This is a genomic window from Xanthomonas euvesicatoria pv. euvesicatoria (genome assembly GCF_020880415.1).
Lineage (GTDB): Bacteria > Pseudomonadota > Gammaproteobacteria > Xanthomonadales > Xanthomonadaceae > Xanthomonas > Xanthomonas euvesicatoria.
The window spans coordinates 22,577-38,729 of sequence record NZ_JAJIUJ010000088.1; the positions used below are offsets into that span (position 1 = coordinate 22,577).

At 65.2% G+C, this 16,153-nt stretch carries 15 protein-coding genes and 1 pseudogene; 7 read left to right on the top strand and 9 right to left on the bottom strand.

The genetic code is table 11. The features are described 5' to 3' along the window. Positions 1–220: 220 nt before the first annotated feature. The 5 genes and pseudogenes from LN450_RS14470 to LN450_RS14490 all read right to left on the bottom strand — a co-directional run bounded on the left by LN450_RS14470 (position 221) and on the right by LN450_RS14490 (position 3,531). Positions 221–574, bottom strand: a pseudogene (locus LN450_RS14470) (EF-hand domain-containing protein). 226 nt (positions 575–800) lie between these two features. Next, on the bottom strand, positions 801–1,178 hold the full coding sequence (locus LN450_RS14475) for a hypothetical protein (RefSeq protein ID WP_008577401.1): 378 nt from the start codon (positions 1,176–1,178) through the stop codon (positions 801–803). 225 nt (positions 1,179–1,403) lie between these two features. After that, positions 1,404–1,601 carry a CPXCG motif-containing cysteine-rich protein gene (locus LN450_RS14480; RefSeq protein WP_008577403.1) on the bottom strand — a complete coding sequence of 66 codons (198 nt, stop codon included), beginning with the start codon at positions 1,599–1,601 and terminating at the stop codon, positions 1,404–1,406. 285 nt (positions 1,602–1,886) lie between these two features. After that, positions 1,887–2,633, bottom strand: a complete 747-nt coding sequence (locus LN450_RS14485; protein ID WP_008577405.1) for a M15 family metallopeptidase — start codon at positions 2,631–2,633, stop codon at positions 1,887–1,889. A 91-nt stretch (positions 2,634–2,724) separates the two neighbouring features. After that, entirely contained in the window at positions 2,725–3,531 is an 807-nt protein-coding gene (locus LN450_RS14490) for an N-acetylmuramoyl-L-alanine amidase (protein WP_011348821.1), read from the bottom strand. A gap of 372 nt (positions 3,532–3,903) precedes the next feature. Between LN450_RS14490 and LN450_RS14495 the strand changes: the two genes are divergently transcribed. From LN450_RS14495 to LN450_RS14520, 6 genes are all read left to right on the top strand, one after another. Then, entirely contained in the window at positions 3,904–5,316 is a 1,413-nt protein-coding gene (locus LN450_RS14495) for a C40 family peptidase (protein WP_039417587.1), read from the top strand. Beyond that, the gene (locus LN450_RS14500) at positions 5,313–6,410 is read left to right on the top strand and encodes a dipeptide epimerase (RefSeq protein WP_011348823.1); all 1,098 of its coding nucleotides are present in this window, start codon (positions 5,313–5,315) and stop codon (positions 6,408–6,410) included. Before LN450_RS14495 ends, LN450_RS14500 begins: the two co-directional genes overlap by 4 nt. 259 nt (positions 6,411–6,669) lie before the next feature. Then, positions 6,670–7,446 (top strand): L,D-transpeptidase family protein, encoded by a 777-nt coding sequence (locus LN450_RS14505; protein ID WP_011348824.1) that lies wholly within the window; start codon positions 6,670–6,672, stop codon positions 7,444–7,446. Further along, positions 7,443–8,759: an APC family permease gene (locus LN450_RS14510; RefSeq protein WP_011348825.1), complete on the top strand. Its 1,317-nt coding sequence runs from the start codon at positions 7,443–7,445 to the stop codon at positions 8,757–8,759. Before LN450_RS14505 ends, LN450_RS14510 begins: the two co-directional genes overlap by 4 nt. A gap of 200 nt (positions 8,760–8,959) precedes the next feature. Further along, a complete protein-coding gene (locus LN450_RS14515; protein WP_008577417.1) occupies positions 8,960–9,457 on the top strand; it encodes a hypothetical protein in 498 nt (165 codons plus the stop codon). A gap of 174 nt (positions 9,458–9,631) precedes the next feature. Next, positions 9,632–9,964, top strand: a complete 333-nt coding sequence (locus LN450_RS14520; RefSeq protein WP_011348827.1) for a hypothetical protein — start codon at positions 9,632–9,634, stop codon at positions 9,962–9,964. Between the two features lie 54 nt (positions 9,965–10,018). Here LN450_RS14520 and yiaA read toward each other — a convergent pair whose 3' ends face one another. After that, on the bottom strand, positions 10,019–10,453 hold the full coding sequence (gene yiaA / locus LN450_RS14525; protein ID WP_011348828.1) for an inner membrane protein YiaA: 435 nt from the start codon (positions 10,451–10,453) through the stop codon (positions 10,019–10,021). Positions 10,454–10,635: 182 nt separating this feature from the next. On the opposite strand from yiaA, the gene LN450_RS14530 reads away from it, so the two are divergent. Next, complete coding sequence (locus LN450_RS14530) at positions 10,636–11,814, top strand: PQQ-dependent sugar dehydrogenase (protein WP_011348829.1); 1,179 nt, start codon at positions 10,636–10,638, stop codon at positions 11,812–11,814. A 169-nt stretch (positions 11,815–11,983) separates the two neighbouring features. On the opposite strand, the gene LN450_RS14535 is transcribed toward LN450_RS14530, so the two are convergent. The 3 genes from LN450_RS14535 to tsaD all read right to left on the bottom strand — a co-directional run bounded on the left by LN450_RS14535 (position 11,984) and on the right by tsaD (position 15,886). Next, positions 11,984–14,155, bottom strand: a complete 2,172-nt coding sequence (locus LN450_RS14535) for a glycoside hydrolase family 3 N-terminal domain-containing protein (protein WP_008577425.1) — start codon at positions 14,153–14,155, stop codon at positions 11,984–11,986. A gap of 228 nt (positions 14,156–14,383) precedes the next feature. Beyond that, the gene (gene folB, locus LN450_RS14540) at positions 14,384–14,740 is read right to left on the bottom strand and encodes a dihydroneopterin aldolase (protein ID WP_011348830.1); all 357 of its coding nucleotides are present in this window, start codon (positions 14,738–14,740) and stop codon (positions 14,384–14,386) included. An 84-nt stretch (positions 14,741–14,824) separates the two neighbouring features. After that, positions 14,825–15,886 carry a tRNA (adenosine(37)-N6)-threonylcarbamoyltransferase complex transferase subunit TsaD gene (tsaD, locus tag LN450_RS14545; RefSeq protein WP_011348831.1) on the bottom strand — a complete coding sequence of 354 codons (1,062 nt, stop codon included), beginning with the start codon at positions 15,884–15,886 and terminating at the stop codon, positions 14,825–14,827. Between the last annotated feature and the right edge of the window lie 267 nt (positions 15,887–16,153).

The window sequence follows — 16,153 nt, forward strand, 5'->3', positions numbered from 1 at the left end:
GGCAAGACGTAAGTGCGACATGATCGATGAGCGCTCGACACGGAACGGCTCACCCTAACCCGGCAGACGTCAACAAAACGGGAGCGACCCTGGCAGATCGCTCCCGCGTGTCCATCCTGTTGCAGTTGCAGGTCAAAGCTGGTCGCTTAGCGCCGACGGGACTCTGTGCCGGCGCGTTGCTTGCCTTACTTCCTCAAACCAGCGCTATGTCGAACGTGGCTTAGTTGCCCTGCGAACCGGTGGCACCGCCACCCTGCTGCTTGGCGACGAAGGCCTTGTACTCATCCGGGGTCAGCTTGCCATCGGTGTTGCCGTCGGCCTGATCGAAGATCTGCGCGAGGCCGGCGTTGACCTGCGCTTCCTGCTTGCTGATGGCGCCATCGCTGTCGGTGTCCACGCTGGCCCAGGTCTAGCCACCACCGGAGCTTGCACCGCTCGATTGTGCGGAGGTGGCCGAACTGCCCGATTGCGCCGCTGCGTCCTGAGAAGTGCTTTGCGCCATCGCCGGCAGCGCCAGGGCGGCAGCAAGAGCGGTGGTAGCGGCGAGCAGCGAGGTGCGGTTGCGATTCTTCATTGGGGTGGTCTCCTTATGCTTGGGAATGCGCGGTGTCGCCGCACATGGCACCACCCTACCCATCGCAAATGAACGCCCAACCCGGCGCAATTTCGCGCGAAACAGGCTTTTAACCACCACCTGAATATTTGCGGCTAAGCGCCTGTTAGGCGTAAGTGAGTCAAACCGAAGCGCCTCATTCAATGCATGGAATTTTGCGACCTGCCCCGCGCTTTATGCCGCATGCTCAGGCACTTGGCGGGTCGTTTTCCCAGCTCCCGGAACTGAACAGTTTCCAACCCAGCACCACGCCAGCGAGCGCGCCGGCCACTTCCAGCACCACGCGCGAGCCCAATTCGTTGGGGTCGTGGATCTTGGCCAGCGCCAGGTGCGCATACAACGGCGATTCCAGCCGCACGATGCTGGTGTAGACGAGATGCCAGATGTCGTATCCGGCACCGATGGCCACGGCCAGCAGGCACGCAATGCCCAGCGTGTGGCCATGGTTGAACTGCAACCGTCGCCCGCCCCGCTCCACTGCCGCAAAGACCACCACGCCCAGGACGAGCGCAATCAGCCCGGCCTCCAGTGAACCGAGCAGGCCGAAATGCAGGGGCAGATTCATTGTGACGATCCAGGCAGCAGGCGCACCAGTCTAGCGGCTGCAGCGCCTGGATCCGCGCGCCTTGCAACGCGGGTGCCCTGAACGAACCGGAGGCTGCCAGGCCCATGGCGCGGCCGTGACGACCTGCAGATGACAGGCGATTGCCGGCATACGCATGCCACCGGGCGCGCTACTGTCGCGTATCACAATCACAGGCGGGCCAGATGCGGCCGCCCGCACAATGGCTCAGGCGTCGTCCTGACCACGCGCAGTCACCTGCGCTTCGCCTTCTTCGTCCCAGCGCACGCTTACCGCAATCGGCTTGCAGCAGACCTGGCAATCTTCGATGTAATGCTGATCGCCGCCCGTCAGGTCCAGCGCCAGCGTGATCCACTCCCCGCAGTACGGGCAGGCGATATCGACAAAGCGTTCCGGGTCGGACATGACGGTTCCTTGGATCTATCGAAGCCAGTGACCGGACGTGGCGGGCGACCCCGGCCGATGCTGCTGGCGGACATCGGAGTGTACGACCGGCGCTGCGCTGGTGCTTGCGCCGTGCCGGTGAGGTGACCGATGCCAGCACGATCTGCATGAGGCGAGCGCGCGCCCGACCATGTAAGTGCGGCCGACGTCGACACGATGCCTGCCTCCACGGCTCTCGCGAGCGGCCAACCGATCGCGAGCACGACCAGATCGATCAGCGACCAAGAGCGTGTTGCCTGGTCGCTGTCAGTCTACCGGAACATCGTAGGCCGTCTCGGGCGTGGGTTCGGGACGCAACGTGAAATGCCACCATTCCATCGGATAGTTGGAAAATCCTTCGGCCGCCATCGCCTGCAACAGGCGCTGGCGGTGCGCGCGTTGCGCTGCGCTGATGTCGGGCGTGTTGGTGTGCGCCCGCGCATCGAAGAAGTCGAATCCTGTGCCCATGTCCACTGCACGGCACCCGCCCGGCAGGCACTCCAGCAAGCCCAGGTCCAGCGTCGCGCCACGGCTGTGCCCGGAGGTGGGCGCAATGTAATCGCCCAGCAGTGCGCGCTTGTCCACCCGCGGGTAGTACTGCGCCTTGGTCGATTGATCCTGCAGATCCGCAGCCCAGGTGACGAATGCCTTCACCGACCGCACCGGCCGATAGCAATCGAACACCTGTAGCCGATAGCCCTCGGCCTTGAGCGTCTGCGCTACCCGCGCCAATGCGTCGGCAGCCGGCCGCAACAGGTAACACCGCGGCGCGTCATAGCCCGGTACCATCCGCCCAGTGAAGTTGTTGCTGCTCGCATACCGCATGTCCAATGCGATATCCGGCGCGAGGGCGTGCACGTCCACAAGGCCGGCCTCTGCCGCGGTCCTTGCCGAGGACATATGCACCTGGCCGGCGACCAGCGCAAATGGCGCCACGGCGCTCATCAGCAAAGCGCCTTGAACAAAGCACTGACGCCAGCAGCGCCCATTCCGGAACAGCAGGTTGTCGGTCATTTCGGTTCCCTTGCAAGAGGCCGCATTTGCGCGGTAGATCAAGCCGCGCGTCTTTCGCCACCGGCTACAGCGTGGCGCGATCCCTGTGGGCCTAGTGGTCGTCGCCTTCAGTTGGCTCAAGCGCCGGTCGCGGGCTGGAAGGTCTCGCGTGGTGGGTCAACGCAGACAAGATGCGCAGGTCTTCGGCATCCAGGGTGGTGGCGCTGTTGCCGCGATAGTGGTGGTGAAACGCCTGCAGGGTGGCGGCCGGATCGTCGATGCTGTAGCCGATCAGGGCAAGCGCCTGCCACGGGTCGAAACCTTCCGGGGCTGCGGGCGCGTCGGCAGCGGGCCAGCGGCCGAAACCGGCGTCGGCCAGGCGCTTCCAGGGGAACAACGGTCCGGGGTCGTTCTTGCGCGTCGGGGCCACGTCTTCATGGCCGACGATCTGCGTACGCGGGATACGCAGGCGCTGACACAGATCGTCCAGCAACACCAGCAGGCTGTCGATCTGCGCCGGCGCGAATGGCTCGCTACCGTCGTTGTCCAGTTCGATGCCGATCGAGGCCGAATTGATGTCGGTGATGGTGCCCCAGCGCCCGGCCCCGCCGTGCCAGGCGCGCTGCCCATCGCTTACCAATTGGTAGCGCTGGCCGTCTTCGCCGATCAGGTAGTGCGCACTGACGCGCCCGCCACTGTTGCGGCCGCGCAGGGTACTCAGGCTTTGCCGGACTGACTGCTGGTCGGTGAAATGCAACACGATCAGGATCGGTCGCCGCGTGTCGTAGTTGGGCGATGGCACCCACTGCGCCAGCGGATTGCGCTGCGGTGCGTGGGCACAGGCGCCCAGCGACAGAGCGGCCAGGCAAACAGCTGCACGCAGCCAGGCCGATGACGAGAGAGAAAAGCTGGGCAGCACGGATTACTCCTGGGAAGGCCGGACGACCTGCGCAGCACCATTATCGGCCGAGTCGTGCTTGCGCGGCCGTCTGCCGATGGGACCGTCGGCAGCGCGGTGCCTTACGCGCTGCCATCGGTGAGTCGCAGGTGGTGTCTCCCAGCTTGGCAAGCATCGCCGTTGCGGAGACGGCAGTAGCGGCCACTCGCGTATCTACGGCTGCGGCAAGGAGGGTCATGGGCTTCCCGCACGCTCTGCACCAACGCGCCCCCACACGTCCCCTGCCGGCAAGAGTCGCCACGCAGTTAGGACATGTGGATACGCTCTGCGCCGCATGCCACTATCGGCCTTGCCTTGCAGCGCGCCAGCGGCTGCCTTCCTCACGAGCCGTGCATGCCATTGTCGCGCCACCTGCTGATGTTGCTGCTGATCGCGCTTGCCCTTCCCAGCGGCGCCGCACCAGCGCCTGCTGCCACGCCGGCCGCGCAAGCACCGCCCTTTGTCGTCAGCGATGCACAGCTCACCGCAGAGTACTGGATCCGGCGCAGCCGCAACGCGCAGCTGCCGCGGATCGACCCCGCGCAGATTGCCGACGTCAATACACGCCTGCTGCGCGACGATGCATCGATGCATGACATCGCGCAACTTCCCCAGACGCTGCCCGCAGCCGATGTGAGAGCACGTATCGACGCGTTATCGGCAATACCGACGCGTCCGCTCTACGACGCAGACGGGCGGCGTCTGGATACCGCACGCTTGGCGACATTGCACACGGCCTTGGCATTGGATGCGATACCCGCACAGGTGCCACTGCGCTTTGCGCTGGTCGTCACACGTGGCGCATTGCGCACCTTCCCCACTGCGCAGCGTGTGTTCACCAGTACCGACGACCGCGATATCGACCGCTTCCAGGAATCGGCGCTATACCCCGGCACGCCGGTGGCGGTCCTGCACAGCAGCGCCGATGGCGCGTGGAAGTTCGTGGTCGCCGCCAACTACGCTGCCTGGATCGCAAGCACGCAGCTTGCCGAAGGCAGCCGCACCGAGGTGCTGAATTACGCACAGCGCAGCCCGCGCCTGATCGTCACCGCAGCCCGCGCGCAGACCGCCTACACACCCGAACGTCCGGCAATTTCTGCACTGACCCTGGACATGGGCACCAGCCTGCCCTTGCTCGGCGACTGGCCGCCCCAGCAGCCAGTCAACGGACAGTTGCCGCTAGCGGCCCACGTGGTGCAATTGCCGGTGCGCAGTGCCGATGGGCATCTGCAGCTGGTGCCCGCATTGATGCCGCGCGGTGCCGATGTGCGCATCGGCGCCTTGCCCGCCACCGACGCCGCACTGCTCCAGCAGGCCTTTAAATTCCTTGGCGAACGCTATGGCTGGGGCAACGACTACGATGCGCGCGATTGCAGCGGCTTCGTGCTGGATGTCTATCGCAGCCTCGGTCTCGCGCTGCCTCGCAATACCGGCGACCAGGCGCGCAGCGCGGTGTTGCACGGTGTTGCGTTCGACGCTGGCGCGCCGTTGGCGCAACGCCTGCAACGGCTCGCACAGCTGCAGGTTGGCGATCTGATCTACATTCCAGGCCATGTGATGCTGGTCATCGGGCATGCAGATGGCACGCCATGGGTGATCCATGATGTGGCCGGGGCCAGTTACCGCGTCGTCGATGGCAGCGTGCAGCGCGCGCGTTTGAATGGTGTGTCGGTCACCCCGTTGCTGCCGTTGCTTGCCAGCGATGGCACTGCATTCATCGACCACATCACCCGCATTCAACGCGTTTTTCCAACGGCCACCTTATGAAGATCACCGGCTTTCGGCTTGGCATGCTGCGCGTGCCCTTGAAAACACCATTCAAGACCGCCGTGCGCACGGTGCAGGCAATCGAGGACGTGGTGGTGCTGTTGCAGACCGACAGCGGCCATATCGGGTATGGCGCCGCGCCCGCCACCGCGCCCATTACCGGCGACACCCATGGCAGCATCATTGCCGCGATCGAACACTGCATCGGCCCCAAGCTGATCGACCAGTACGTGGCCGATCTCAACCGGCTATGCGGGCGCGTTCAACACGCGATCGAACGCAATACCAGCGCCAAGGCCGCCGTGGAAATCGCACTGTACGACCTGTGGGCGCAGGCGTTTGGTGCGCCGCTGTACCGGTTACTCGGTGGCGGCACGCCGCGTATCACCACCGACATCACCATCAGTGCCGATGCGATCGACACCATGGTGGCGCAGGCGCAGGCCGCGCTCGCACGCGGCTATCGCGCACTGAAGATCAAGGTCGGCAAGGACATCGAGTCGGATGTCGAACGCGTCACGGCAATTCATGCGGCAGTGGCCGGGCGCGCATCGCTGCGGCTGGATGCCAATCAAGGCTGGACGCCCAAACAAGCGGTGCGCACCATGCGCACGCTGGAAGATGGCGGCATCGCGCTGGAGCTGCTGGAGCAGCCGGTCAAGGCCGCCGACCTCGACGGGCTCGCCTTCGTCACCGCACGCATCGACACGCCGGTGATGGCCGACGAGAGCGTCTTCTCGCCCACGCAGGTGATCGAGCTGATTCAGCGTCGCGCCGCCGACATCATCAACATCAAACTGATGAAGACCGGCGGGCTGTCCAATGCCATCCGCATCGCCGACATCGCCGGGGTGTACGGGTTGCCATGCATGATCGGTTGCATGATCGAATCCAGCATCAGTGTGGCCGCCGCGGTGCATCTGGCGGTGGCCAAGGCCGACAGCATCACCCTGGCCGATCTGGATGCACCTGCGCTCGGGCAGTTCGACCCCACCGAGGGCGGCGCGCATTTCGACGAGGCGCAGATCCACATCGACGATTCGCCGGGACTGGGCATTCGCCGCATTCGTGGGCTGGAGCTGTTGCCGGCGTGAAAGCGGCCGACGCGGTGCAGCGCACGGCTCCCAAGTGGAGCAGACCGCGCTGAAACGTTGGTATGACCGGCGTTACTCGCCGATTCCGGGCAACGGACGCGCCTGCCTGCTGCGCGGCACGCATATGCACCACCGGGCGGCATTGCTGAGTACAGTAACGACAAGGCGGCGTCGATCACGCGACACCTGCGTGGCCCCGTCTTCAGCAACGTGTGTCGCCCCTAGATTCATCCCGCTCGACCCAACACCCGGAGCCTGCATGCGCCTTGCCACCGTGTTTCGATCCTTTGTGCTGTTGGCGCTGACAAGCTGTAGCAGTCGCGCCATCGCGGCCAGCCCGGTCGATGCGTTGAATCAGGCACGCACGTTGATCGTGGTGACCACCGCGGACTGGAACAGCACCCAGGCGCGTCTGCATACCTTCACCCGTGTGGATGGCAAATGGCAACCGGCTGCCCGGAGCTTTACCGTCGCGCTTGGGCGGCATGGCAGTGCCTGGGGCGAGGGCCTGCATCCGGCGCAGACGCAAGGCCCGCAGAAGCGCGAAGGCGATGGCCGCAGCCCTGCCGGCGTCTTCGCCATCGGCCCGGCGTTCGGCTATGCCTCGAAGATCGACACCGCGATGCCGTACCAGGCGATGAGCGCCACCCATTACTGCATGGATGTGCCCAGCTCGCCGCTGTACAACCGCATCGTCGATGCCGCGCAAGTAGGCGAGGCCGCCGTCGCCGGCTCGACCGAGCCGATGCGCCTGGATCTGCGCCACCCAGGCGATGCGCGCTACAGCGAGGGTTTCGTGATCGCGCACAACCCCAAGGCCATTCCCGGGCGCGGCAGCTGCATCTTTGCGCATTTATGGCGCACGCCGGGCCAGTTCACCGCCGGCTGCACTGCGATGGCGGCGGCCGACATGCAACGCCTGCTCGCCTGGCTGAAGCCGGAAGATCGCCCGTTGTTCGTGCTGCTGCCACGCGCCGAATACGCACGCCTGCACACTGCATGGCAATTGCCTGCACTGACCGAGGACGCGCCATGAGCACGCCGCAACCTGCGCCGGACGCGACGGGGTTGGTCCGTGTCGTCAGCCGATGGCAGATCGTCGGCCTGTCGATCAACGATGTCATCGGCAGCGGCATCTACCTGCTGCCTGCCGCAACCGCCGCGCTGCTCGGGCCGATGAGCCTGTGGGCCGTGATGCTGGCCGGCCTCGCGGTCGCCTTGCTGGTGCTGTGCTACGCGCAGGCGGGCAGCTACTTCGATACGCCGGGCGGCAGCTATCTCTATACGCGCGAAGCATTCGGCCCGTTCGTCGGTTTTCAGATTGGCTGGATGATCTGGCTTACCCGCATCAGCTCGGCCGCCGCCTTGAGCAATGGCCTGGCCGACGCAGTGGCGCGGTTCTGGCCCACCGCCTCCACCGATCCCTGGGCGCGCTTGCTGGTGGTCGTCGGCTCGCTGGGACTGCTCACCGCCATCAACGTGATCGGCGTGAAGTCGGCCGCGCGCACCGGCATCGCGTTGGTCATCGGCAAGCTGGTTCCATTGCTGCTGTTCGTGGCGATCGGCCTGTTCTATGTCGATTGGTCGTGGGCCTTTGCCGGCACCGCGCCCGATTTGCGCGACCTGGGCAATCTCGGTGAAGCGGCCTTGCTGCTGCTGTTCGCCTACGCGGGTTTCGAAAACATTCCGGCGGCCGCTGGCGAATACCGCAACCCGCGGCGCGATGTGCCATTTGCGTTGATCACCATGATCGTCACCGTCACCCTGATCTACGCCGCCGTGCAGGTGGTGGCGCAAGGCACCCTGCCCAACCTTGCGGCCTCGCCGACGCCGCTGGCAGATGCCGCAAGCCGATTCGGTGGCGAAGCATTGGCACTGATCCTCACCGTGGGTGCCACCATTTCCATCCTCGGCACCACCAGCAACACCGTGATGCTCGGCCCGCGCTTTCTGTTTGCGCTTGCGCGCGATGGCTATGGCCCTGCGTTTCTCGCACGCGTGCATCCGCGCTTCCACACGCCCGCCGCAGCAGTGCTGACGCAGGGTGCGTTGTCGCTTGCATTGGCGTTGTCGGGATCGTTTACGCAGCTGGCATTGCTGTCGATGGTCACCCGCCTGTTCGCCTACATCGGCACCGCCGCAGCAGTGATCGTGCTGGCGCGCAGGTACCGGCAGCGCACCGACACGTTGCGCCTGCCCGGCGGCCCGGCCATCCCCATTGCCGCCTTGGTGCTGTCGCTGGGCCTGCTGGCCAGCGCCAGTTGGCAGAATCTGGCCGCAGCAGGCGTTGCACTTCTGGTCGGCTGGGTGTTTTATCTGTTTCCGCGCAAGCAGGTCGAAAACGGCTGAGGGCACGACGAACTGCGATTGAGCAGCCCTTCGAGGCGGCATGCGCGTACGAACGCATGCTTGCTGCACGTTCCCGTCCATCGGGCAGTGAGCCGCGCCCCCGGCGATGACCTGCGATTTCGCGGCATGCTCGCGCAGCGCTCACGCACGCCTAACCGCGCGCACCCAACGCTGCGCTTCTACCTGCATGGGAGCTTGCGATGAAACTGCGCCATGTCTACAGCACCGCCGATCTCGACAGCGCCCAGCGCGTGCTGCAGGCCGCGCGCAGTACCGGCATCGACAATGATGCGCTGTCGTTGATTGCCCGCTCCGATATCGAGCTGCAGGAGGTGCCGGACGAACGTAAGGACGTCAAGACCGACTTCCTTCCCGCTGCCGCACGCGGCGCCGCCACCGGCGGTGCCGCCGGCCTGGTGGCTGGCCTGGTCGCCATCGCAGTACCGCCGATCGGGCTGACCTTGGCCGGCGCGGGCGTCATGGCACTGGCTGGTGCGCTGGTCGGCAGCTGGTCGTCGGCGTTGATCGGCGCCACGGTGCCCGATCCGGTGCGTCGTCAGTTCGAAGATCAAATCCAGGCCGGGCGCGTGCTGGTGATCATCGACGCAGAGCAGCCGGCGCTCCAGGACGCCGAGGCCGCCATGGTGGCGGCAGGTGCCACCCCATTGCCGTATGAAGCGGCCTCAGCGACCACGTGAAGCGATCGACCAGGCGCCTGCCATGCCGCGCAACGCTGCAGCGATAGCGCGTTGAAAAGCGTGGCCGACGCCGCCCTTCGAGCCTGCTGCATTGATGTACTCCTCACCTGCCCTGGCAATGAAATTAACGGCGATCGGCCTAGGGTAGGCCGCACATCCACCACGGAGACAGGCATGAACGTGCCGTATCAGATTCCGGGCCGGGCACCGGACGAAGACCGCAGTCAGAACGTATCGACGTATTGGCGCGAACGCTTCACCGAAGAGCCGTATTACACCGAAGGCGATCGCTACGAAGATTATGAGGGCGCTTATCTTGCAGGGCATGAAGCGCGCATCCGCGACAACGCACGTGCCTACGACCAGGTCGAAGCCGAATTGCATCGCGATTGGGAAGCCAAGCGCGGCACTTCGTCGCTGAGTTGGAGCAAGGCGCGGCATGCCGTCAAGCGCGCCTGGGAAAACGCAGCCAATTTCGTCACCGGCGACGATGCACACAAGCGCTAAAACGACAACGCCACCGTCAAGGTGGCGTTGTCGCATCGTACGATCTGCAATGGATCAGTCGAGTGCTGGCGGCACGCTACGCGGATTGCGCGGTGCGTCATTGATCTCCATCGCATCGCGGGTGTTCTTCTGCACGGCAACCGCACCGAACAGGCTCAACGCATACGCCATTGCGTAAAAGCCCTTTTCGCTCAGCAGCAGCGTGGCATTGATCAAGCCGATGGTCAGCAGCACCAATGCGGCGATTAGCGAAAACCAGCAAATGGCGTAGTACAAGCCAGTGACCGGAATCCCATCGGCACGGTCACGCACGCTCTTCTGCAGCGACACCGATGCGAACAAACCGAACAGTAGCAGCGTGAAGTAGTAACCCTTTTCGTTGAGCAACATCTCGGCATTCCACAACCCGATCAGATATGCCGCACCGCCTAGCAACAAGGCGGCCCAGGATGCAGCGATAAAAGCAGGCGAGGTTTTTTGCGTGGCCATGGAAACTCCTTTTCATGGTGAAACGATGCATGACATATAACGATGTGAGACGCGGACGTCTTGTAGACAGTGATCTGCAACAAGGGCGACCCCGGCGACGTCGTGTAAGGTACTTGAAAACCCGACGCGGGACACGTTGCGGGAGGGCTGCAACGTACCGCGCCCATCCCCAGGAGGACCCCGTGTCTGTCCGTCGTCTGCTTGCCCTGGCCTGCTCGGCCACCCTGTTTACTGCCGGCACTGCAGTTGCTGCGCCCGCAGCCGCCCCCGCGGCCTCCATTCCCAAGGCACAGTGGCCATTTCAGGCCACCACGGTCGCCGATTTCGACGAACCGTGGGCAATGACCTTTCTGCCCGATGGCAGCTTGCTGGTCAGCGAAAAGCGCGGCGCCTTGATGCGACTGGACTTAAAGACCAAGCGCAAGAGCGCCATTACCGGTATTCCGGCCGTTGCTTATGGTGGCCAGGGCGGTTTCGGCGATGTGCTGGCGCATCCGCGCTTCGCCAAGAACGGGCTGGTCTACGTGAGTTATGCCGAGCCCGGCGAGGGCGACACGCGGGGCGCCGCGGTGGCGCGCGCCAAACTCACGCTGGATGCAACCGGCGGCGGCACGCTGTCGGACCTGAAGGTGATCTGGCGCCAGGATCCCAAGGTCACCGGCAATGGCCACTTCGGGCATCGGCTCGCGTTCGGGCCCGATGGCAAACTGTGGATCAGCTCCAGCGAACGGCAGAAATTCACTCCTGCCCAGGACATGAAAGCCAACCTCGGCAAGCTGATCCGGCTCAACGACGACGGCAGCGTACCGACCGACAACCCGTTCGTTGCGCAAGGCGGCGTTGCTGCGCAGGTGTGGTCGTTGGGTCACCGCAATATTCTTGGCCTGGCCTTCGACAGCAGGGGCCGCCTGTGGGAACACGAAATGGGCCCGCTCGGCGGCGATGAGTTGAACCTGATCCAGCGTGGCGCCAACTATGGCTACCCGATCGTCTCCAACGGCGACAACTATGACGGCACGCCGATCCCCGACCACTACACGCGCCCGGAGTTCGCCGCGCCCAAGATCAGCTGGACACCGGTGATTTCGCCGGCAGGCTTTGTGATCTACAGCGGCAAGCAGTTCCCGGCGTGGCGCGGCAATGGCTTCATCGGTGGGCTGTCGTCGATGGCGCTGGTGCAGGTGTCGCTGGGCGACCAGCCGCGCGAAGTGGCGCGTTACGACATGGGCGCACGCATCCGCGAAGTGGAACAAGGTCCGGACGGCGCGCTCTGGCTACTGGAAGACGAAGCCAGTGGCAGCACCGGACGTCTGCTGAAGCTGACGCCCAAGAGCAAGGCCGCGGTCGAGAACGACGCCTGATCGATTCCGCAGCATGAGCCGGTGTAGCTGACGCAGCGCACCGGCAGACGCGATGACGACATGAACAGTCGTCATCGCGTCTGAGCACCGCATCAGCGGGCTTCGTGTTGTAGCCGTGGTCATCCGTTCGCACGATAGCCGCTGGCTGTCGGTGCCAAGCGCGCCGCTATCAGCGTTCCAGCAGCTCGAAGCTGACGGCCTCGCCGCTCTTGGCCGACGCGCACACCCATAGATCGAACAGACCCGGCTCCGCACCGAAGATGCCCTTGTGGTTGGTGAATGCCAGCGCGTCGCGCTCCAGTGTGAACACCACCTCCTGGCTCTCGCCGGGCTGCAGCAACACCTTGCGAAATCCCTTGAGTTCGCGCACCGGGCGCACGCGGCTGGCCACGCGATCGTGCACATACAACTGCACCACTTCCTCGCCGGCGACCTTGCCGGTGTTGGTGACGCGCGTGGTAATGGTCAGTGTCTCATCCCAGCCGAGTTGCGCCGCGCTCAACTGCGGCTGCGCATACGCAAAGGTGGTGTAGCTCAATCCATGTCCGAACGGATACAACGGTTCGTTTGGCATCTCGCGCCAACGCGCCTTGTACTCGGACAGGGCCGGCAATTCTGGGCGTCCGGTGCGCAGATGGTTATAGAAATACGGCTGTTGCCCGGTCACCTGCGGGAAGCTGATCGGCAGACGCGCCGACGGGTTGTAGTCGCCGAACAGCACATCGGCCACGCCGGTCCCGGTTTGCGTGCCCAGATACCAGGTCACGGCAATCGCATCGGCATCGCGCACCGCACCACTCAAGGCCAGCGCGCGGCCATTGCGCAACAACACCACCATCGGGGTACCGGTCGCTGCAATCGCTTCGGCCAGTGCCTGTTGCGCCGGCGGCAAGGTGATTTCGGTGCGCGATTGTGCCTCGCCACTGAAACGCTGCGGCTCGCCCAACGCCAGCACCACCACATCGGCCGCCTGCGCTGCATCGATCGCAGCGGAAATGCCACCCGGCAGCGCCTCTTCCAGTCCGCAACCGGCCACCACGCTCAGATCTTCAGTGCCGACCACCGCACGCACGCCCTGCTCCAGGGTCACGTAGCGTTCCTTGTCGCCGAACAAGGTCCAGCAGCCCTCGATGTTCTCGCGGTCCTGCACGAACGGGCCGATCAACGCGATGCGCTGGCCGCTCTTCTTCAGCGGCAACACGCCGCCTTCGTTTTTCAACAGCACGATCGAACGCCGCGCCGCATCGCGCGACAGCGCATCGTGCGCCGGCAGGTGCGTGGTGTCGGCTTCGCGCGCCGGGTCCAGCGAGCGATACGGATTGTCGAACAGCCCGATCGCGTCCTTCAGCTGCAGGATGCGCCGCACGCTGGCATCCAACGTGGCCATCGGCACCTCGCCGCTTTCCACCAGCGCAGGCAGATGCGCGGCATAAAAGCCGCTCTGCATGCTCAGGTCCAGGCCGGCCAGGAAGGCCTTCTTGGTCGCGTCGCGCTCATCGGCGGCGTAGCCATGGGCGATCAATTCCATGTCGGCGGTGTAATCGGAAATCACCACGCCGGGGAATTGCCATTCCCCGCGCAGGATCTCGGTCAGCAACTCGTGGTTGGCGCTGGCCGGCACGCCGTTGATGTCGTTGAAGGACGACATCACGGTCAACGCGCCGGCCTCGAAAGCGGCCTTGAACGGCGGCAAGTGCACATCGCGCAGCGTCTGCGGCGCGATGTCGACGGTGTTGTATTCCATGCCCGCCGCCACTGCGCCATAGGCGGCGAAATGCTTGGGCGTGGCCAACAGGCAATCGTGGGCGGTCAGGTCGCTGCCCTGGAACCCGCGCACACGGGCAGCGGCAAAGGCGGCGCCCAGCATCACGTCTTCGCCGGCACCCTCGGCACCACGGCCCCAGCGCTGGTCGCGGGCGATGTCCACGGCCGGCGCGTAGGTCCAGTGCAGGCCGGCAGCGGTGGCCTCGATCGCGGTGGCGCGCGCGGTGCGCTCGGCCAACGCCGGCTCGAAACTGGCCGCCTCGCCCAGCGGGATCGGGAACACCGTGCGCATGCCGTGGATCACGTCGGCGGCCAGGATCACCGGGATCCCCAGGCGACTCTCTTCCACCGCGACTTTCTGGATCTGCACGCCCAGCGCGGCGCCCACCCCGTTGAACAGCGAGCCGACCCGACCCAGGCGCACCTGCTGCAGCACCTCGTCGGCATTGAGCACGTTGGCCTCGGGATTCACGTCCGGCGCGAACGGCCGCACCATGTCGGCGAACACACCCAACTGTCCGACCTTCTCTTCGACGGTCATCCGGGCAATCAGGGTTTCGATGCGATCAGCAGCCATGAGATCCTTGAGAAAACGTTTACATGGCCGTCAATTCTAGCCTGACGCACCTGCGCGCAGGCAAGTTTCGAGGGCCGGGAGTGGGATTTGGTGATTTGTAGAGGCCGGTTGCAACGCACAGTGCGCGCCAGAATGCCGCAGCGGCGCAGCCCTCTCCGCCAGGCGCCTCCAGCCCTCCCGGCTTCCGCCATGGAGTGAATGGCCGGCAGGCGGGTGCGCAGGCGGCGATCAGACCGCTCGTTCCCGTTCGATGATCACGCCCACCACCTGCGCGCCGCGCACCGCCCCCGGCTTGCTCAGCTTCAAACGCAGCCAGTGCACGCCGAATTCGTCCAGCACGAGCGCCGCGCAGCGCTCGGCCAGCGTCTCCACCAGCCCGAAGTCCGAGGTTTGCACGAACTCGATCAAGCGCTTGCTCACCGCCTTGTAGTTCAGCGTATCGGCGATGTCGTCGCTGGCCGCCGGAATGCGGTTGTCGAACCCCATTTCCAGATCGAACCGCAAGGTCTGCCGGATGCGCCGTTCCCAATCGTAGATGCCGATCAGCGCATCGATATCGAGACCTTCAATAAACACTTTATCCATGGGGAATCGGGAGTCGGGAATAGGCAATGGGGAGGAGCAAAGGCAACAGCGCACGTACGGACAGGATCGGCGTAAAGATCTTCACTATTCCCGATTCCCCACTCCCGATTCCCGCGCCGCCGCCAGCGGCGGCAAGCACGCCATATCCCACCGCGGCGTCACATGCACCGCCGCATCCGCATGCTCGCCGGCCTGCAGCCGCAGCGCGCCGGCGAAGGCGATCATCGCGCCGTTGTCGGTGCACAAGGCCGGGCGCGGGAAGCAGACCCGGCCGCCGCGGCGCTGGGCGGCCTCTTGCAGGCGCGCGCGCAAGCGCTTGTTTGCGCCCACGCCGCCGGCCACCACCAAGGTGTTGCAGCCGGCCGCGTCCAGCGCGCGCAGGCACTTGATGGCCAGGGTTTCCACCACCGCGTCTTCGAAGCCACGCGCGATGTCCGCGCGGGTGGTGTCGGACTGGTCGCTGGACCGCCAGGCCAGCAGCACCTGGGTCTTGAGCCCGCTGAAACTGAAATCCAGGCCGGGCCGGTCGGTCATCGGACGCGCGAACTTATAGCGCCCCGGCGTACCGGTTTCGGCCAAGGCCGCCAGCTGCGGGCCGCCCGGGTACGGCAGGCCCATCATCTTGGCGGTCTTGTCGAAGGCTTCGCCGGCCGCGTCGTCCAGCGTCTCGCCCAGCACTTCGTAGCTGCCCAGCGCCTTCACCGACACCAATTGGGTATGCCCGCCGGAGACCAGCAAGGCCACGAACGGCGCCTGCGGCGGGTCGTCCTCCATCAACGGCGCCAGCAGGTGGCCTTCCATGTGATGCACGCCGATCGCCGGCACATCCAGTGCCCAGGCCAGCGAACGCGCCACCCCGGCACCGACCAGCAAGGCCCCGACCAGGCCCGGACCGGCGGTGTAGGCCACGCCATCGAGTTCGTCGATCCTCAACCCGGCTTCGCCCAGGGTCTGGCGGATCAGCGGCAGCAGTTTGCGCACATGGTCGCGGCTGGCCAGCTCGGGCACTACGCCGCCGTATTCGGCATGCAGCGCAATCTGGCTGTACACCGCGTGGGCGCGCAGCGCCGGCACGCCCGACAATGCGGTGTCGTAGACCGCCACACCGGTCTCATCGCACGATGATTCGATCCCAAGGACTTTCACGGCAGCTCGGCATGCAGGGAGATGCCACTATTTTCGCAGCTTTTGCACTGCGCAGATCGGCCGATTCCCAGATGCTGCTCGGCCCTGCCGTGCCGGCCGCATATGGCCCGGGCGCACGCTTTATCAGTGTCGCGGCGGGAAATTCTGCCGGGGGCTTGCAGGTCGTCGGCAAGTCGTTATAATGCGCGGCTCGCCGGGGCAACCCGGAAATTCCGTCACGCGAGTCCGCTCGCACCCGCCCGGGGCTCCCGGACGGAAATCCCATTT